The 18449-nt window shown below is 49.6% G+C and carries 19 protein-coding genes and 1 pseudogene; 10 read left to right on the top strand and 10 right to left on the bottom strand.

Annotation, left to right across the window (positions count from 1 at the left end; all coding sequences use genetic code 11):
• Window positions 1-357: 357 nt before the first annotated feature.
• The 10 genes from HMPREF9720_RS04605 to HMPREF9720_RS04650 all read left to right on the top strand — a co-directional run bounded on the left by HMPREF9720_RS04605 (window position 358) and on the right by HMPREF9720_RS04650 (window position 9303).
• Window positions 358-1161, top strand: coding sequence for a ParA family protein (locus HMPREF9720_RS04605; RefSeq protein ID WP_039939863.1), 804 nt, complete (start codon window positions 358-360; stop codon window positions 1159-1161).
• Entirely contained in the window at window positions 1151-1621 is a 471-nt protein-coding gene (locus HMPREF9720_RS04610) for a hypothetical protein (RefSeq protein WP_039939865.1), read from the top strand. Before HMPREF9720_RS04605 ends, HMPREF9720_RS04610 begins: the two co-directional genes overlap by 11 nt.
• Before the next feature lie 121 nt (window positions 1622-1742).
• Window positions 1743-1964 (top strand): hypothetical protein, encoded by a 222-nt coding sequence (locus tag HMPREF9720_RS15815; RefSeq protein WP_227042954.1) that lies wholly within the window; start codon window positions 1743-1745, stop codon window positions 1962-1964.
• Window positions 1965-1967: 3 nt separating this feature from the next.
• On the top strand, window positions 1968-4346 hold the full coding sequence (locus tag HMPREF9720_RS04620) for a TraG/VirB4 family ATPase (RefSeq protein WP_009597004.1): 2379 nt from the start codon (window positions 1968-1970) through the stop codon (window positions 4344-4346).
• 31 nt (window positions 4347-4377) lie between these two features.
• Entirely contained in the window at window positions 4378-5022 is a 645-nt protein-coding gene (locus HMPREF9720_RS04625) for a hypothetical protein (protein ID WP_014775587.1), read from the top strand.
• Window positions 5019-6071 carry a hypothetical protein gene (locus HMPREF9720_RS04630; RefSeq protein ID WP_014775586.1) on the top strand — a complete coding sequence of 351 codons (1053 nt, stop codon included), beginning with the start codon at window positions 5019-5021 and terminating at the stop codon, window positions 6069-6071. Before HMPREF9720_RS04625 ends, HMPREF9720_RS04630 begins: the two co-directional genes overlap by 4 nt.
• Window positions 6072-6077: 6 nt before the next feature.
• Window positions 6078-6692, top strand: a complete 615-nt coding sequence (locus HMPREF9720_RS04635) for a hypothetical protein (protein ID WP_009597073.1) — start codon at window positions 6078-6080, stop codon at window positions 6690-6692.
• 4 nt (window positions 6693-6696) lie between these two features.
• Window positions 6697-7020 carry a hypothetical protein gene (locus tag HMPREF9720_RS04640; protein ID WP_039939868.1) on the top strand — a complete coding sequence of 108 codons (324 nt, stop codon included), beginning with the start codon at window positions 6697-6699 and terminating at the stop codon, window positions 7018-7020.
• Between the two features lie 300 nt (window positions 7021-7320).
• Entirely contained in the window at window positions 7321-8418 is a 1098-nt protein-coding gene (traM, locus tag HMPREF9720_RS04645; RefSeq protein WP_009597037.1) for a conjugative transposon protein TraM, read from the top strand.
• 27 nt (window positions 8419-8445) lie between these two features.
• The gene (locus HMPREF9720_RS04650) at window positions 8446-9303 is read left to right on the top strand and encodes a DUF4138 domain-containing protein (protein ID WP_009597017.1); all 858 of its coding nucleotides are present in this window, start codon (window positions 8446-8448) and stop codon (window positions 9301-9303) included.
• Window positions 9304-9442: 139 nt separating this feature from the next.
• Here HMPREF9720_RS04650 and HMPREF9720_RS04655 read toward each other — a convergent pair whose 3' ends face one another.
• The 10 genes and pseudogenes from HMPREF9720_RS04655 to HMPREF9720_RS15600 form a co-directional block, all read right to left on the bottom strand.
• Window positions 9443-10336, bottom strand: coding sequence for a DNA-binding protein (locus tag HMPREF9720_RS04655; RefSeq protein ID WP_009597002.1), 894 nt, complete (start codon window positions 10334-10336; stop codon window positions 9443-9445).
• A 1112-nt stretch (window positions 10337-11448) separates the two neighbouring features.
• On the bottom strand, window positions 11449-13197 hold the full coding sequence (locus tag HMPREF9720_RS04660) for a DNA cytosine methyltransferase (protein WP_009597003.1): 1749 nt from the start codon (window positions 13195-13197) through the stop codon (window positions 11449-11451).
• A 93-nt stretch (window positions 13198-13290) separates the two neighbouring features.
• Window positions 13291-13578 carry a hypothetical protein gene (locus tag HMPREF9720_RS04665; RefSeq protein ID WP_254654358.1) on the bottom strand — a complete coding sequence of 96 codons (288 nt, stop codon included), beginning with the start codon at window positions 13576-13578 and terminating at the stop codon, window positions 13291-13293.
• Complete coding sequence (locus HMPREF9720_RS04670) at window positions 13556-13777, bottom strand: hypothetical protein (RefSeq protein ID WP_009597012.1); 222 nt, start codon at window positions 13775-13777, stop codon at window positions 13556-13558. The genes HMPREF9720_RS04665 and HMPREF9720_RS04670 overlap by 23 nt, the downstream gene beginning before the upstream one ends.
• On the bottom strand, window positions 13764-14291 hold the full coding sequence (locus HMPREF9720_RS04675; RefSeq protein WP_009597050.1) for a hypothetical protein: 528 nt from the start codon (window positions 14289-14291) through the stop codon (window positions 13764-13766). Before HMPREF9720_RS04675 ends, HMPREF9720_RS04670 begins: the two co-directional genes overlap by 14 nt.
• 16 nt (window positions 14292-14307) lie before the next feature.
• Window positions 14308-14805, bottom strand: coding sequence for a hypothetical protein (locus HMPREF9720_RS04680; protein ID WP_237959213.1), 498 nt, complete (start codon window positions 14803-14805; stop codon window positions 14308-14310).
• A gap of 127 nt (window positions 14806-14932) precedes the next feature.
• On the bottom strand, window positions 14933-15478 hold the full coding sequence (locus HMPREF9720_RS04685; RefSeq protein ID WP_014774407.1) for an LPD29 domain-containing protein: 546 nt from the start codon (window positions 15476-15478) through the stop codon (window positions 14933-14935).
• A 37-nt stretch (window positions 15479-15515) separates the two neighbouring features.
• On the bottom strand, window positions 15516-15848 hold the full coding sequence (locus HMPREF9720_RS04690; protein ID WP_014774406.1) for a hypothetical protein: 333 nt from the start codon (window positions 15846-15848) through the stop codon (window positions 15516-15518).
• A gap of 785 nt (window positions 15849-16633) precedes the next feature.
• A complete protein-coding gene (locus HMPREF9720_RS04700; RefSeq protein WP_039939874.1) occupies window positions 16634-17623 on the bottom strand; it encodes an ArdC family protein in 990 nt (329 codons plus the stop codon).
• 500 nt (window positions 17624-18123) lie between these two features.
• A pseudogene (locus tag HMPREF9720_RS15600) lies at window positions 18124-18449 on the bottom strand (hypothetical protein); the annotation flags it as partial.

Raw genomic sequence — 18449 nt, forward strand, 5'->3', positions numbered from 1 at the left:
GAAGGGCAAATTTTCGTCAAATGCACCGCTTCCGGAGCATTGACGCAAGATGCAACAGGCTGCGGAGCAGGTTGTTGTGAGAGTTTGTCCGACAAACTCACATCTTGCCACTTTTTTCGCCCCCCAAAGCAAAAGTAGCTGTCCGTCACTACGATAACCAAATAATACTGCCTTTCCAACGATCTCGCACATTAATACACGAATTATTGGATTCATTATTTAACTAATTAATTATTAAGCTAATTAATCCATTAAATAAATCCCGAAAACACATGTAGAATTCGCCTCAAAAACGATGTATAATTTCATTCGCAAAAAATGACACGATAATTTTGCTCAGAAGATAATCCCCAAGAGATGGCAACCGACAGTAAAATATGCGCGTTCATGACGCAAAAGGGTGGTGCGGGAAAATCCGTCCTTACCAACATCTTACCCAACGAAATAATCCTGTGGCACCTGCTGCACTCAGGCAAACAAGTTAACGTTCTGGTCGTCGATATCGACCCCCAACAAACCAATACGGCAAAGCGGAAACGAGATATAGAGCAACTGTCATACAAAGAAACCTCTCCGGAGTTCTTGGCGATGGATCTCGGACAAAAGACCGAGATCGGCCAGTTTCAGCGCCGCTACGCATTGCTCATCGACGCAGGATTCAAAACCTACAAAATGCAATATGTCGATCTGGGAAACGACACACAAATATCCAGAGCATTGGAGAATATACAGTATCAGGAATATGACTATGTTTTTATCGACTTCCCCGGAACGTTGACACAAGATGGTACCGGCGCATTTCTGCAATTAGTACAACACATCTTCATCCCCACCTCGATTAACCCGAGTGATGTACTGGGTACAGAATGTTTTTTAAAAACCCTGCAAGGACTTCCGATCGACTTGCAGTCGAAATATATTCTTTGGAATAAGTTCGAGGTATCCCGGCTCCGGAAAACAAATTCCACAGAAAAGCGCCTCTTCAACGACTACGGAATCCCATTCCTACAAGCAAGGATTCCCTACTCTCCCCTGAACGACTGTAACACGGTCATTCCTGCATCCCTCAAGGTCAACCTTAACCTCGGCACCTACTCCGTGGTCAAACCTTATTTACAAGAAATGGCGGCAGAAATAATCAAGATTACAAATGGCAAGTAGGCGCAAATACCAGAGTATACAGGATCTGGCTGGATCTGCGGAGCTGATTGTACCAGAAGCCCCCACAGAAGACCAAAGCGCAATGGGGAAGGAAATAGCATCTGAACCTAAACCTGCGTCTATCCCAGAACCAATGCCCAAACCGGAGAGAGAGAATCAGCATGACTACGAATCCGCTTTGGATCTGCAAAAAATCGCGACGCAGATCCTCATCCGACAGAACTACAAGAATTCGCGTACAGCGTACCCGATTTGCGAAGAATACCTACACCGAATACGAGCAATAGCTATTCTCGGAGAGATACCTATTACAAATGTTATAAATAACATTTTTGCACTTTTTTTCAATCCTGACGGGCCGTTGAACCCTACTCATACGGCGATTAAATCTCTGCTCACCGACAGCAACAACATGCTGAAGGACTACCTTATCTCCAATCGTACTACGCACAGAAAATAAAATGGACACATATATCAAATACTCTTTTTTAATCGAGATCGCCCTGATAATCGTCGTCCTCACTTTGCTATACATTGCAGTATATTTCTATCGGAAAAAGCCAGTCAAATCTATCCCTGAAATGGCCGTCAAGGAAATCCCCCCGGTCGAAGACGAAATAATATCGAAACTGGACAGAATTCTGGCGATGATCCCGGTCGATTACGACTCAACGCTGCATTCTTCGGATGATGATATAAAGCATGACAAAAGGATCATCCAGCAGATCACCGGCACCGAAGAAGAGATCACTACGATTTTACCCCAACGAGATTTCAACACACGCGACCTTTTTGAAGAATAAGTCATGGCACGGACGAACTTGGAAAACATCATTCCCATATACAGGATCGGCGACGGCTATGCCATAGCTAAAGATGGCAGCGTAACCGTCGGCTTTATATTGACACTACCCGAATACGACACACTCTCAAAGGCTGATTTCAGAGACGACGGCTCGGGGGACGGAATGCGGTTGTATACGCAATTGGAAGCTGCGATCAAAGATCTTGACGAAGGATACACTTTCCACCAACAGGATATTATCTATTATGCACCGCAGGATCTGCCGCACTACGACAACTACCTCTCGAAAACCGTAAACCGCATGTACAATGGGAAGCGGTGGCTCTCGAACAAATCATACATGTTCATAACCAAACAAAAAAGCATTTCGATACAAAGCGACTATTCGGACGAGGCGATCGACAAAATAGTGAGTGTCATAAAACGCTTCAGAGCTGCGCTCTCTCAATTCTCCCCAAGGCGCATGGACGACAAGGATTGGTTGGAATACCTCCGGGACTTCTTCTCCATGCAGGGACGATGCGCCCTCGACCTCTCGTTTCAAGATCAAAAATTCGGAAACTACAAGATGGCCGGCATCGCAGTTCTCGCAGATCCGCACATCAAATCACTTCGGGATAAAGTGAGAAACAATGCAACCAGCAGTCCCTATGCACAACGGTTTAACGCTCTGGTATCGCCCCTGTGCTGGAGTGTTCCATGCTACAAAATAATAAACAACATCATAAGCCGGGAGGATCCCGTTGCAATAAGAAAGCATCTGAAAACCTTTACCCGAAACATTGCTTTTCTGGGTAAGGCAGCCGCGTCGCACATTGCATCGGCCGAAACGATGGCCGAGATCATAGAAACGGGAGAAAGCCTCCCTGTATATCACCATTTCAATGCCTTCCTGATTTATCCTGAAAATGAAGAAACCGCGATCGAGGATAAATTAGACATCGCACTGGAAAAAATGCAGATCGCCCCGACACGGCTATCACTGGACTTCGAGCATATCTTCATGTCGTCGATCGGCGGATGCTGTTCGGGGCTTGAATTCCCGCTTGACATGTATCCGACTTTTCTCGATGAAGTCACTGTTTTTTCAAATCTCGAAGCCGATTATGCCCAAGCCCGAGACGGTATCGTTCTGAACGATACACATGGGAAACCTGTCGTCGTCGATATCTTCAACGAGACTATGCGAAACTCACAGATCTCTAATCGAAATTTTACAGCTATCGGCCCATCGGGGAGTGGGAAATCGGTGTCCGCAAACAAATTGATCTCGGGCCTTGTCCAAACCGACGAATATTTCAACTTCATTCTCGACGATGGGGAAAGCTATGAAATGCTGCACTATCTCATGGGAGAGAAATCCGGGTATATGCGAATGACGCCTACGGGAGAGGAGTTATCGTTCAACCCGTTTCTGATTCCGTTCGTCGATCCGAAAAACGATTCGGAAAAACTATTGGTTCCGGAACTCGAAATGCTGACAAGCCTGATACTCCTGTTATGGGATCAAAACAATGGACTCGGATTAAAAGACGATCCCGGCAAAACTGCATATATCAAAAAGCTATTGTACGATTTCTACTCTCTCCGCTATGAACAGCGAACAGAGTACGTCAATTTCGATTCCTTCTATAAGTATATCATACAGCAGCACGAGCGAGGGACTTTAAATGACAAATATTTCGATTTCGATTCTTTCGAACTCGTATTGCATCAATACAGCAAAGAAGGAGAATGGTCGCTTTTGTTGAACAGCCAAAACAATTCACTCAACCTCGCTCCCCAGTTGCGCATGTGCATTGTCGAATTGAAAGCTGTATCCAATGTTAAATCAATCTACAAAATTGTACTTTATCTGGTTATGCTCATGGCCAAGAAAGTATTGGCCGAAGCCCCCACGAAATATAAAATCTTCTGGCTCGACGAGGCATGGAAACTCCTCGATGATCCTTACTTCGGAGATTTCATCAAATACCTGTACAAAACGATCAGAAAAGAGGACAGCGGCATCGGGCTGATCGTCCAAGATGTGCCCGACATTATACACTCGGAACACCACGAGGCGATCATCAACAATTCCGACACCATGTTCTTCCTCTCGCACGAAGGCAAGGAGTCTAACCTCGAGAAATATCGATCAGAATTATCACTCACCTCCCGGGATCTGGAGATCATCCTGTCGATGAAGAAATCCGACCACGCGATATGTATCCGGCAAGGCACACATACCACAGAATATATCGTGCAACTTTCCCAGGAAGAACTTGCCCTTTATACGACATCGAAAGAACACAAGGCCACGATAAAGAAATACATCGACCAATATAACGGCAACGTGCAGATGGCCATCAATGCCTTTTGCCATGCCCAAAACAAGTAATGTAAAAATGTTATAAATAACACCTTTGCCTATGAAAAAAATACTCATCATCATTCTGGCCGGCGTGCTACTACACCCACTCCCGACAAAAGCGCAATTCGGGCAGGATGCAGCAGCTCTGATAGGATTCCTCACTCCGTACCTCGGAGCATTGGAAGCCCTGTCCGAAGCGTCGGGAATGGAAATATCCGACCTGAAGAAAATCACCCAGCAATCAATACAGCTCACAAGTTCTCTCGCCAAAGTCTATAACGCCGGGAACAGACTATACCGGGTCTCGTCACGAACTCACGAGATATACATCGAGTATCTCGAAACCATAAAATATATATATGACAACAGCATTTATTTCGAAGACGAAGAGGCCAGCTACCATGTGGCAGTTCTGAATAAGGTCGTCTTCGGCCAAGCGGATCAAGACGGGAAACTGTCCGTAAATAATATCATGGACGGGGCAATGGGTGATCTGAAAGACTTACTCAATAGTATGCAATCCGGCGCACAAACCACACTCACTGAAATGGCGCGATATCTCGATGATGTCCGTAAACAAATGGACGATACATATGGCATCATTTGTAGTTACCACACCTATCTCATATGTTCAGTCAATCGCAAACAACACGAGCTGGGGATGTACGAACTCGATGAATATTTAACAAATCGAAAAAAATGAACCCAATACTCACTTCTGGTCTCGCGAATATAATCAATTCGTTCACCACCCAGTTCGAAACCTACTTCAATTCAAACTTTTTAACGCTCCTCTCCTCAGAAGTAGGCAGTTATTATGGCGTCCTCGGAGCAGGATTAATGTTCTTCCTTATAGTAAACGGAGCATTATTCGCTCTCAGAGAAAAAACCGGAAAAGATTTACAAGCTGAGATAATGAGGTGCGTACATCTATTCCTAATACTCATATTCGGCTATTGCATAATACCTGCGGTTGATTTTTTCGGGGAAACCGCCATTGAATATCTATATCCGAACAGACAAGATGCTATGCAGGTCGCAATTGACAAAAGCGATGGCCTCGGCCGCATTGAAGCAAGCGAGTACGCACTGAGTGAAAATGACATAAGAAATGTTAAACGCGCCCAAGCCCGAGTGTCGAAAAGGAACTATAATGGAGCAAAAATAGACAATGCTTCGGACTTCAACGAGGACAATAAAAAAGAATCTCTCTGGAGTCTGATCAAAGGAGGCTTGGTCAAATTGCTCGCAAATATATGTCTCATCGTCGGAGCATTCTGCAAGCTGATAATTACCTTTTTTGTACTTATCATTAAGGCATTGCTACGAATTACTTTCCCCGTTGCGGTCGCCCTGTCCTTTATATACGGAGCAGAAAAGACCATCGGCGCATGGTGGCAAAGTTACATAACGGTAACGATGATGAGTTTCATCATCGCGGCCATCGAAATATTGCAGAACCTTTTGCTCTTCGATGTCGCCAGCAATTCACTTTCCGTAGCGCAATTGGGAATAGCATTAATGGCATTCGCCTTCGGAGCGGCCTATCTCTGCGCTCCGACGCTGACAGTTCTTTGTGTCGGTGGTTCTGAAGCCGCAGCTCAACTTCCCCAACAAATTACCACTTCGTTCATGACAGTCGGCGCGATGACTTGGGGAATACTCAAGAGTCGTTCGGTAACATCCGGACAATTCTTCAAGGAAACTTATCTGAAACAAAAAAAAGGAGTATCCGGACGATACTTTGAATAAAAGACCATGAAAATCTTTGAACATCTGACACAGCTCGACAACGCTGTCGGCTTCTATCGAAAAGGTATCATCGCGATACTCATAGTCTGCGCAATATTAATGACCGCGATGTATATCCATACTGAAACGAGGATATTACAGGCAACCTCCTCGGCTTACATACTCAATCAGGACGGTGACGTAGCGATCGCAACCCGGATTAGGGCCGCCGAGTTCTGCAAGATCGAGGCAGAAGCACATGTACGGCTCTTCATCATGCTGTTCTTCGACATCGACAAATACACCTATGAGCAACGCATAAGCAGCACCTATGCCCTTGGAAACTCGTCAATATACGCACTCAAACAGCGGTTCGACAAGGACAACTGGTTTACGAACATGCGCCAATACAACATTTCCCAAAGCGTGCAGATAACCGACTTGAAGTGTGTCGCAGAGAATCCGCTGGCGGTAGACGCCATATTCACGGTAACGATCACCTCGGAAGTACATAGTAAACCGCAGATTTACGAAGTCTCCATCACATTCTATCTCGAGGAAACAAAAGAAAGAACCAGGGAGAATCCGCATGCACTCGCCATCACGAAAATCGACTTCAAAAACTTTAATTTAAAACAATAGCATTATGAAACGGAAAATCATTGTTTTACTGCCAATTTTACTTTTCATCCCAATCTTTCTGTGGGCTGCCGGCGGACAGGACATAGCAGCCACGACAAAGCTAAAGGGTGTAATCAAAAATGGCGTACAAATCGTGGCTGGCTTGATCGCCCTTATCGCTGTAATCAAAATAGGGTTGAGTACGGCCACAAAAAGTATTATGTCCGGTCAAGAGTTATCCCAGAAAGAAACGAAAGATGTTATAACAAAGCTGGGATATCTCATTATCGGCCTTTCAGTAATGTTGTTTGCCTCTTCGATTGCAGATTTCATCACGCAAAAACTCTAAAATGCCCCAGAGACCACGATACAGATGCAGACTTTGCGTTTATCCCCCCCGTATTTAAACTTCCGCTGGGGATATTTCTCCTTGTGCTTGCAGTACTGGTCACAAGCGTTCTTGGTGCAGCGGCCTCCTCGATGTGGAGGCTCTTCATCATTATCGACATATTATTCGTGATCGTGATCTACACCATAAACACTTTCTTTGCCGGAAATTTCGGCTGGAGTAAAAAGCGACCGCGACATGCTCATGTTAAAACAGGACAATACATTGCCCGGGTCAATTACGCACTAAAATTACGACAGGATGGACAGCAGCAGAACAGATAAATTCAAAAAATGGTACGATCGTAATAAGCAAAAAATAATCTTACTATTAGGTATGGCCGTTGTGCTTATACTGATATTCGGACTTATAATCCGAGGAGTACTATCAATACAGTCGAACACCAGTACAGATGAGAGGGTGGCATCTGAAGATATTGCATTTGACATTGTGGCTGAAACACCCCGGACACAAGGGGGTACCGATGAAAAACTCTATCAGGAAAGACTCGCAAATAGCCAGAGCAAGACAGTGCCTGAAGATGTAAAAATATCTTTCGATGCCATATTTGTTCCTGAAACGCCAAAGGGAGAAACACATTCCCCTGTTGCGCATAGTTCACAAGTTCCCGGCACAACGACGAGTTACACTCCGGCCGCAGAACGAAACGCCATGGAGAAAACTGCCATTCAGCAGGAACTCGATGCGATCTACAATTCACAGTCGCAGAATCAACCCAATACCACGGCCACAGACGAGTCCCAGACCGAGCCATCGCGTCCGCTGACAAAAGATGAAATCCTTGCCCAACAAAAGAAACTAATGGAAGAAGGATTCAACCTTTCGGATCTGCAAGATCCAATGAACACGAATTCCGATGCAGCAGTCTCCATTGCATCACCCAGTGAGATTCCGGCCTTCATACACGGGCCGCAAACCGTAATGGTCGGCAATAGGCTGGCACTGCGTATCGACACATCGGTAATTCTTTCAAACGGACAGGTCATTCCCCGAAATTCCATAATATATGCACAGATCGCACTAAACAATAATCGGGTACAGGTCACTGTCGAATCCATAAAATTCGGCACTGCAATATATTCTCTGGAGCTTTCCGGATACTCTGAAGACGGCAGTCCGGGACTGCCAGTCCAAAATGACCAGAACCAGAAGATCGTAGGCGATGCCACAAGTTCGGCCGCAGCGTCGGCGATCGACCGGAAGATCTCAACAGTGACCGGCGGACTGGTCGGCTCCGTCGTCCGAGACATTTCAAATGCGGGGCGCTCACGCAAAGAAACATATGTATCATTCTTCGACAACCAAAAGGTCTTTCTCCGGCCCGGCCTGCCGAAATAAAAATGTTATAAATAACACTTTTAAGTAATGAAAAATTATATTTTCGCCATCGTATTCGTTTGTTTGACCACATCGGGGTATGGAGCAAAACCTGAACAAATACCTCTCCAGCAAAACAAAGTCTGCCAGATCATCTTCCCGGATAAGATCGCCAAGATCCGCGGGGGATTCAATCCCAATTACTTTGCCCTCGACAAGTATGACAATATCCTCTATATCCAATGCCTGACAGACTTTCCGAGTACCAACCTATCCATCATTACAGAGGATACGAGCTGCTACATGCTCGACCTGTGTTATACGGAAAAGAGCGAGAAGAATGCCTACATCATCGACATTGCCGACAGGATCTACGTCAACGAGCAGAAGCCATTGGAGCCAGGGCAGGAGTCTTCGCCCTCTTTGCGTTCACAACCAGCAGAAGATAAAACGCCGACTCAAGCCGCAGTGCTACCAGAAACGGGAGAATATGAATCAATTTTGAAGCAACGGGATTTCATCGTGGCTCAAAATGGAGTTGCGGACAAGGCAATGGAAGTATTCCTGAAGGGTATATACACCAGAGATAATTACGTATATTTCAAATTGGATATCACCAATAACAGCGAGCTGCCGTACACCTACAACTACTGCGGCTTCGCAGTTATCACCAAAAAGAAGGGCAAAATGACCTCCTTTGACCGGACAGATTTGACGCCGGCAGGCAGTTACGTCCCGGCACACACCATCGAGTACAAAAAGACGATGACCGTAGTCTATAAATTCGACAAATTCAATTTCTCCAACGACAGGGTTTTGCTGATTGAAATGGTCGAAGACAACGGGGAACGGGGATTGTTCTTCAGGGTGACATCATCCACATTCCTGAAGGCGCGAAAAATATAAGAAGAGGGGCGGTTTCGCCCCTCCCCATTTTTTACCTGCACTCAAACGTAAAAATGTTATAAATAACATTAATTGTGGATTATCGTTTACCGGAAAGTACAGTACAGGTTGGTCAGTTGCCATAATTATCTATATTATCTCACATTTCAATTTTGAAATACCGCATCACCGCCCGAAAGTTATCCTGAGCCGTGCGGCAGGTATCCAGCAGGTATTCGTGGGCTCGATCCCACTCGTGCAGCCCCCGGTAGTAAAACAGCTTGAGATCCTCGTCGATGATGAAGGGCACGACGCGGTTGGCAAGGCACTCCTTGAACATGATAAGCCGCCCCACGCGGCCGTTGCCATCCTGGAAGGGGTGAATGCACTCAAAAGCATGGTGGAACGCCACGATGTCTTCAAGAGTTTTATTCGTAAGGGCATTGTAGTGAGAAAGCAGCGCCTTCATTTGCGCTGCGACCTGCTCGGGCGGCGTGGTTTCCTGTCCCCCGACCTCATTGGGAAGTTTCTTATACTCCCCGACGCGGAACCACGTGCGGCGACTGTCGGAGGTACCCGCCTTGAGAATGCGGTGCAACTCCTTGACGAATGTTTCGGTCAGGCGTCCGGAAGCAGCCTTGTCGATTACCAGGTCAATGCAGCGGAAGTGGTTCGAAGTCTCGATCACATCATCAACGTTGACCGCCTGATCCGTAACGCCCAGCGTATTGGTCTCGAAAATATGACGAGTCTGCTCCTGCGTGAGCCGGCTGCCCTCGATATGGTTGGAGTTGTAGGTCAACTCGATCTGAACACGGTGGTAGATGCCGCCCCGGAGCTGCATGTCCTTCTGCTCTTTCAGGATGTTGAGCAGCGGATTGTCGCTGTGGGGTTTCTCCTTGCCGCGCCGCGGGCGCACGGCATCCTCCGGGATATTCCACGTCTTGCCCGTTAAGAAGGCCCCCTTAATCTTACCTACGGCGCACCAGTTGCGCACCGTACGCTCCGACACGACCCATCTTCGGGCGATCTCACTGACCGAAAAATAATTCATATGATTTCATTTCTGCCGTTATCGGCAAATACCTTACACCTCCAACGACAAAGATAGCATTTTTTTTGCCGATAAAGCAAATGCCCCGGGCTTGGACAGGGGTTACAACCGTGCAGGTTTCATCAGGAATCATCAACGGGTAGCAAGCCCGAACATAACCTAAGGCACTGGACATAGGCGCTTCTGTCTCGATAAGGTCTCAACTGACAAAACAACCAACAGGCTGCTTACACTTTTTATTTCCCCAAAACATGCAGATCGCAAAATTATATGGCAGATACAGCAGATTAGGATTTTTGACTATATTTTCACAACAAAAAAGCACATAAACAATTAAAGTACAATATGTTATAAAATAAAAATGCAGAATTGGTAACACAGACCGTTTTTATCGCAAGATAGATATTGGACAAATTACAGATAATTAACACTTTGCATAACTGAAGCGCAAAAATGGTAACACTGATGAGAGCAAAACTCAAAAAATACACATAAAAATATGTATATCAGTAAATTGCAAATATAATATGCAAAAATGGTAACACACAAACACCCCCAAATATCTTATGTTATTTCAAAAATATCAGCATGTTGCAATACAAAAAACGCAAAAATGGTAACACAGACCATAAAAAAGAGGGGAATTTGCCCCCGAATCAAAATTTCAAGCGCAAAAATGGTAACACACATTAAGAACAATTTTTGCCATAATAGCCGGTAGGCACAAAAAACTGTAACTGCAACACTCTTTTCCCTATTGCGAATAAACAAAATTCCTTTTCCCCTCGCGCGTACGCGTTACGCGCGCATACGCGTAAGATTTTGAGTTCATTTTGAGTTCTATTTTGTATAAAAGAAGAAAAATATATAAATATATTTTTCTGATTATATATAAGGTATACAAGCGCAAAAATGGTAACACAGAGCTACAAAATTGGTAACACTGAAAGGGGGTTCGCGCGCAAAAATGGTAACACTGAATTTGAAAAAACGCAAAAATGGTAACACTGAACTGCCCCAACTTACATTTTAGCATCCCGCAGGAGGATATCTTAAACGACAACAGCTCTGAAGCAATGCTCCAGAGCTGTCAGCATATGAGCGGACTGCCATTACGCCGCAAACCGCTGCGGCACGATGTTCAACTCGTAAAGTTTCGCCACCAGAGCTTCGCAGAGAACCCGCGCCATGTTCACTTCGACGGCGTTGCCGATAAATTTTTTCTGCTCTTCCTGCGTGCCGATCAGTACGTAGTTCTCCGGGAAGCCCATGATCCGCATCAGCTCCGGGATACGAAGCATCCGCATCCGGATGTCCACCAGTCCGTACAGCGCCATGAACTCCTTTATCTGCACCAGCATCGGCGTATCTTCCGGGTAAATCTCGTAAACCAACGTTTCGTCCTCCAGCCTGATGAACGAGGGCAGCGCCTCGCCGTCCGCTTCGGCCGTCACCAGCCGCGGCGGCCGCTTGTCCATGCGGGCGATCAGCGTGAAACACGGCCGATCGGTAGCGGCACCCGCCGAGGCGAACTGCGGGTTCATCAGGTATTGCCATTTGCGGTTGGCAGTCACGGTCTGGGCCGGAGCATCTAGCGAACTGCCGACGTTGCTGAAGTTGGTGTTCATGATCCACGGCGTGACGAGCCGCTGCTTCGGGTTCGTCATGACGGCCGGAGCCGGGCCGTCCGTTCCTGACGTCTGGCCGCCGCCGGAATAGTAGTTGGCGAAGAACGGACGCACCAGTTGAAAACGGTCTTTCGTCGTAACCGTCGGTGACGGCCGCTCGATCGACGAGTTGAACCCGTTGCCGTAGTAGGCCGAGACGAAGGCGTGGTGATCGCGGCAGGTGATCGCGCCCGCGGGCGCATCGACGGCAGTGCATTTCCCCTCCGGAGATCCGCCGAAGTGCTTGCAGAGGTAGTACACCTTTGCCACACCGAGACGGTTCTGCGTCGCCACGGTCGGGCACGGTTCGTCGATGCCGGGTGCAACATACTTCCCGGACTGGTTCATCGAGTTGTATTTGACGAGGAACGCTTCGCGCCCGCCGGCGAGGAACTTCACCAGCCCCGCGTGGATGCGGGCAAGCGATGCCTCGACCAGCGGCCGCTTCCGGTCGAAGATCGACTCGCCCTCGTCCTCAAGGTCGAGGACTTCCCGCACTGGCCGCCACTTGCGAAGCTGCTGACCGAACAGGTCGCTCTGTGCCGGGTTCTTGGTGTGAGTCGGTTCCGGGAAGACGATCGGAAGGCCGCGGCGGGCGAAGATCCCGAAGAACCGCCGGCGGGAAGTGTACGCCCCGAAGTCGGCGGCGTTCAGGATGCGGGGGCCGAAGTCGTACCCGTAGCCTCGCACGTTGTCGATCCATTTCCGGTACAGTCGCCCGGCATCCCTGCTGACGGGCTTGCCCCGCTCGTCCAGATCGCCCCACGACATGAACTCCTCGACGTTCTCGATTTGGATGTAGTCGGGGTTCAGCGCCTCGATGTAGCGGAACAGGTGTTCGGCCAGCGTGCGGCTGTCGGCGTCGCGCGGAAGGCCGCCTTTGGCCCGCGAGAAGTTCGTACACTCCAGCGAGGCCCAGAGGACGACGAAGGCATCCGGATACTGGCGGCGCATCCGGGCCGCATGGGCCGCGAGCGGCCCCAACTCCAGCGTACGGATGTCCTCCGTGTAGTGCAGCGCATCGGGGTGGTTGGCAGCGTGCGACGCGATGGCGTTGGCGTCGTGGTTCACGCAGGCGATCACCTTGGCGCAAGGATCTCCGCCGTGCCGCGCAAGGTGTACCCCGGTCGAGGTGCCGCCCGCACCGCAGAACAGGTCGATGTACAAAAGTCGGATTTTATCGTTTGAATTCATTGGGATAGCTTTTTTAAACAGGTGAAATCGGCAGCCCGGCCGTGCAGGCCGGGCTGCCGTGTTGAATAGTGAAGGGAAGAAAAACAAAAATCGTTACCGTCCGGACTCCTTGATTTCGATTTCATAGTTGACAAACTCCCCGATCCGGCTATGGCCATACATGAGTTCCAGAAAATGCTCCACACTTTCAAAGGTGACTTTAATTCCATGCATGTCGCAATAATAACGGCCCTGCGTACTCTCATACAATTTCCATCGGGCAAAATTCCAATCTTCGATCGTATACCAAAATCCGTCGTGTGTTATAACAATCGTTCGCATAGTAAAAAATAGCGGCTGACCTGTACGCCGCAAGGTGTCAGTAGTTGATGATTTCGCCATTGCCGATCGTGATTTCCCGAAGGACGCAATCGACGGTGATCCGCCGCCCGTCGATGTCGATCTGCCAGCCTTCGCAGAGGTTCCGAGCCCAGACCAGACGGGTCGTATCCATTTGCAGGCCGTAGTAGATCCGGCGGCCTTCGCGGAAGGTGAAGTTATGCCGCCGGATCTTCGTCGTGATGGTCTTAACGATGTCCATACCGGTAGTTTTGTGCGACGTAGCGCAAGGTGAAACTCTTGACCGCCTTATACCACGACTGCGGCGTCTCGATCGAGCGGTTCATATACTCCTTACAGCTATACTTGCCGTTGGCCGAAAGCGCCATGTACTCCCCGAGCTCACCCGTGATCCGCGTCCGGAACAGGTAGAACCACTCCCATTCGCAACACAGGGCGAGCTTGTCGGCATAGCACAACCGCGAGGGCCGAGCGCCGTCCCGTCGGGAGTGGAACCGGAAATGATGCCGCGTGAACTCTTCCCAGCGTCGGCCGAAGATCCGCATGATCCGAGCCCCCAGCTCGACATGCGTTTCGCCTTCCGGGCCGTCCATGTTCGGCTTGCCCAGATAGCCCCAGTCATGGACGATAAACGCAACCCAGAGCCGGGGATCAGCCGGGAATCCGTACAACCGCCACCAAGCGATGAAGACCAGAAAAGGATGGATAAAGATGTTATGTGCTCCGAACAGGAGGCTTTTCGTACCTACTTTCATAATTTGCAGAATTTAATTACAACGACATGACGGCCGCCAGTTGGGCCTGACGGTATTTCGGGAAGATCCAGCCGGCGACCTTGCGGCCCTGATAAGTCAGACTGGAGTTGCGCTTGGCCTTGATACGCTCCAGAACCAACACATCGGAAGGTTCGTCGGTAAAGATGGCCAGGGCCTTCGCTGAATAGTCTACGACAAGAGCCCCGCGATGCAAACGCCGCTGGGCGATAGCTGCTTCCTCGCGGCGCTGCTTCTCGGCGGCCGCCGCACGGGCAATGACCTCTTCGACCTGTTCGGCCGCCAAGAAGGTCGGGTAAGCGAGATCCGCGAAGAATCCGCTGGCCGACTCGTGTTCATCGAAGATGAAATGCGTGCGGAAGTTCCGGAGCGACTTGAGCCCGATCAGCGTGTAGGTATAGCCGGCATGCTCGTCGAACATGATTTCGGTGACGATGCACTTCTCACAAAGAGAGTCCCCAAGCATGAAGCGTTCGACCACCTGGTGCAATGTCACGACCTGTCTGGACGTGTCGTAAACGATGCCTTTCGTTAATAATGCTACCTGTGCCATAATCGTTTGATTTAGGGAGCGGGACGTCGCCCGCTCCGGTTTTCGAATCGTAAAATAATCTCTGCCTTACCTACGCAAAACTCATTTTGTTGAATAAATTACGGGCTATCGAATCGGCTGAAACCCAGCACAACCCGCGAGTAGCCTCAAATAATTCGACACTGGCACACATTTCGCCAGGACTAAAAAGCTCTTCGCGCCGTACGTTTCTACCGTCGGCCAGATCCGGAGCGATCTCTACCGCTTTGCAACACAGATCGGCACGTACACGATCGCTCATATCTCGGCGAATCAGCACAAACTTTGCACCGCCAAAAATTCGGGTGAATTCCGTTGGACGGTAATCGTAATAATCGGTCATAGCATCGCATTGACTCGAATCATAGGCGTATTTATTAGCGATCGCCTCGACCTCTTCAACCTTTGGCCCGTCTTCATATGATACTGTTATCTCATCACCTCCGGAAAAAGATTTATAACGAACCGAGAATGTAATTTGCGGAAATACGGCCCGCAATTCGCGGCGCAGATTCTCCGCGGCACTCTTCGGGTACGGTTTCAGGTCAGGATACCGGGCAATCATTTGTTTTGCTGCATTGTTAGAATCGTTTTTCATAGCTGTAATTTTTTAAGAATTTGAATTATGCGGCATATTACCAGGATATTATACCATATCTTTTTTTCAGCAACCTACGGGCTGCTTGTGTTCCTTCGTTATCCGGGTGTCCTCTGGCCACACTCAAGAGGGCTTCCAATTTCGTTTCATGCGGCGGGATTATCTCGCCCGATTTCACCAAATTGTTATATTCGTCTATGGCGGCTTTGCGTAGCTTGCTGTATTCAATAATTGCAGCCTCCGCCTCTTTCTCGAATCTTTTTTGCCCCCGAGCCGTTAAGCGCATGTTTCGCCATTTGTCATCCATGTACCCACTTATCGGAGACCTCAGCCCTCGTTGCCCTAAATAATCATCCAGTGATATTTCCATAGCATTAAAATTTTAAATGTTTGTATTTGCGCTCCGCTGGGGCTTCGCTCCCCGCCATCCGCCGACCACATCGAGCGGAGCTGGTTAATACGTCAAAGAACTTGTTGTCGAAAACTCGCTAACATCCTCGTCACGCCCTTTATCCTTTCTATCGAACTATCATTTTCTCGAAGGTTTGCCGGGCTGTGATTTCCCTGCCGACGGATGTTTTCAAGATTTCAAAGAACGAGGGTCATCCCCTTACACGTTGCCTTCAGAGCCTTTCTGATACTCGTATGGGACGCTGACATTTTGTAATGAACATGGAGCGGCCGCCCGCTCCTCTGGAATGGGCATAGGCGGCCGCTCTCTACCGCTGAACCGGCGCAAGGGTTCCGGGAAATATTTTTGAAAAAATTTCTTCAGAGTGCCCCGGCCTGCCGGGGTAAATTTTTTCATCATAAACACAGCTCCCGAAGGGACGCCTAAGAAAATATTTCACGGGTTCATTGCCCGGCAAAATGCAGGGTCACTACTTTGTATCAGAATGGCCTGAAGGCAACGTGTAAGGGGTGACCCTTCAGGTCGCAGAAAGCTTGAATTCTGACAGAGGCCGGGTAAAACCGCAGCCCGGTCAGACCCAGAGAGAAAATACCGCTCTCCCTCGCAACGCGAGGGGTGCACTGCCGCGACGTGGAGAAAAGCGCGACTTGCAATGCCCTGCAAGTCGTGCTTTTTAGGAGCGATCAAGGCGCCGGCGAACGCCGGCGCCGAAAGAAAGCCCGCGACAAAAGGGGCCGAAGCCCCTATGCCCCATTCTCGGCCGGAGCCGTATCGAAAAGCCTCATGCACAGCTCTTCTTCGAAGAAGCGAACGACCTGCTGCACGTCGCTCAATACCGAGAAGATAAAGACCGGTTTCTCGCGCAGCTCCCTCAGCCAAGCCTTCAGGTAAGCTACGTTCTCGGCCCGAATGCCGCTCGACACGCCCAGGCCGAGGCCAACCAGGGCCGCCGAGAACTCTGCGACCAACTCCTCGCGGCCGTAAGCCGCCGTCGACGGCTCGCCCAAATGGCGGTCGAGACGGCCCGCCGAGCCGGTCGAGTGGGCCATTTCGTGCAGCATGGTCGAGTAGAAGGCTTCCAGGTCGTGAAACTGCTCCTGGCGCGGCAGGACGATCCTATCGTCACAGGGAGAGTAGAAGGCTGCATCTCCCGACTTCTGGAGGATCGGGCAGACCCACGACTGCGCGGCAAGCAGCCGCTCAAGTACGGGGTGCACGCTCCCCGACGGACGTGGCGTCATCGACTGACGCTCCAGGAGCTTCTGCCACTGTTCCGGGAAGCGCTCCTCGAAATCCGTCTGATCGAGGTTCAGAACCGGATAATAGCGTAAACTGAAGCGCAGTACATACTCGGCGCGGGCGCTTTCGGGCAAGGCGTTGTATTCCTCGACCGTAAGATACCGGCGCTGACCGTCGGTCGGATTATTCGCCTGGTAAAAAGGTTTCCAGAATACCACCGGGAACTGTTTGGAGCCCTTCCTGACCGTCAGGCCGCGTTCTTTGGCCTGACGAAAGGTCAGGAATACCGGAGTCCGGTAACCCTTGACTTCCGTAAGCATGAGCAGCGTCAGAAGGTTCGTGCCGGCATACCTCTTACCCGTGATGTTGCAGGGAAGGAGACCCTGGCCGTAGAACCACGGCTTTTGCCACGTTTGAGTCATGGATTCGATTTTCAAGACCAGCAGTTCGGCGAAGTGCGCCGAGACCTTTTCGAGAACTTGGGAATGTCCCATTGATTTGTTGCAGACTTTATCCTCCTGCGCCGGAGTTTTACACTGCCGAAACACTCGGAACAGCGATGCGGCGATCAGCCGGTCGCGGAGACTGCACCATAGGCAAGGACACGCAAGGAAATATTTACCGACGGCGCAGCCGGAGGGCGCTGCGCGCGGATCAATATTTCCGCAGCGTGCACGCGGGCGGCCGAGGCATCATGCCGAGGCCGATCCTTGCCGCTGTCGACGTGACTTCGGCTAACTTTGCGTCGTGTTGTGAGTGAGGCGACCGCTCTCCCCCGGACGACGAGCGAGCTTGCCGAGCGACGGCGGACGCGAGCGAGCCCCGGCGGCATCCTCGCCGGGCAACGCGAGTTCAGGGGGCTGCGGCCGGGTCGCCCTGACGGCAGGCGAAGGCTGCCGGGCGGCCGGCTGCCATAGCGGCGTAGGGACTCTTTGTGATTCATCACAAAGAATAAGACACGAACAAAAAAAGTGGGGAAAATTCCCCACCTCGATCAGTCGATGATAATAATGTCCCCGCCAATACCGAGCTCCTGAAGCTCGCAAACCAGTTTACCGAGATCCTTGGCTGCCTGTTTATCCGGATCGGATTCAGGTGTATTCTTCCAGACCTCGATGTCTGCATCATAGTTGTCGGTGCGCTCGACCAATTCGTCGATTTTATCGACAAGTTCTGTAAAGCAAACATCTTCGACACGGGTTTTGGCATGCCCCATGTCGTCCTGCAGCTCGACCTCGAAATAGTCGGAGCCCGGATTATACAGCACGGCGACATATCCTGTATGCTTGAAACCTTGCACCCGGAAACGCAACCCCTCCA

The sequence above is a fragment of the Alistipes sp. HGB5 genome (assembly GCF_000183485.2).
Taxonomy (GTDB): Bacteria; Bacteroidota; Bacteroidia; order Bacteroidales; family Rikenellaceae; genus Alistipes; species Alistipes finegoldii.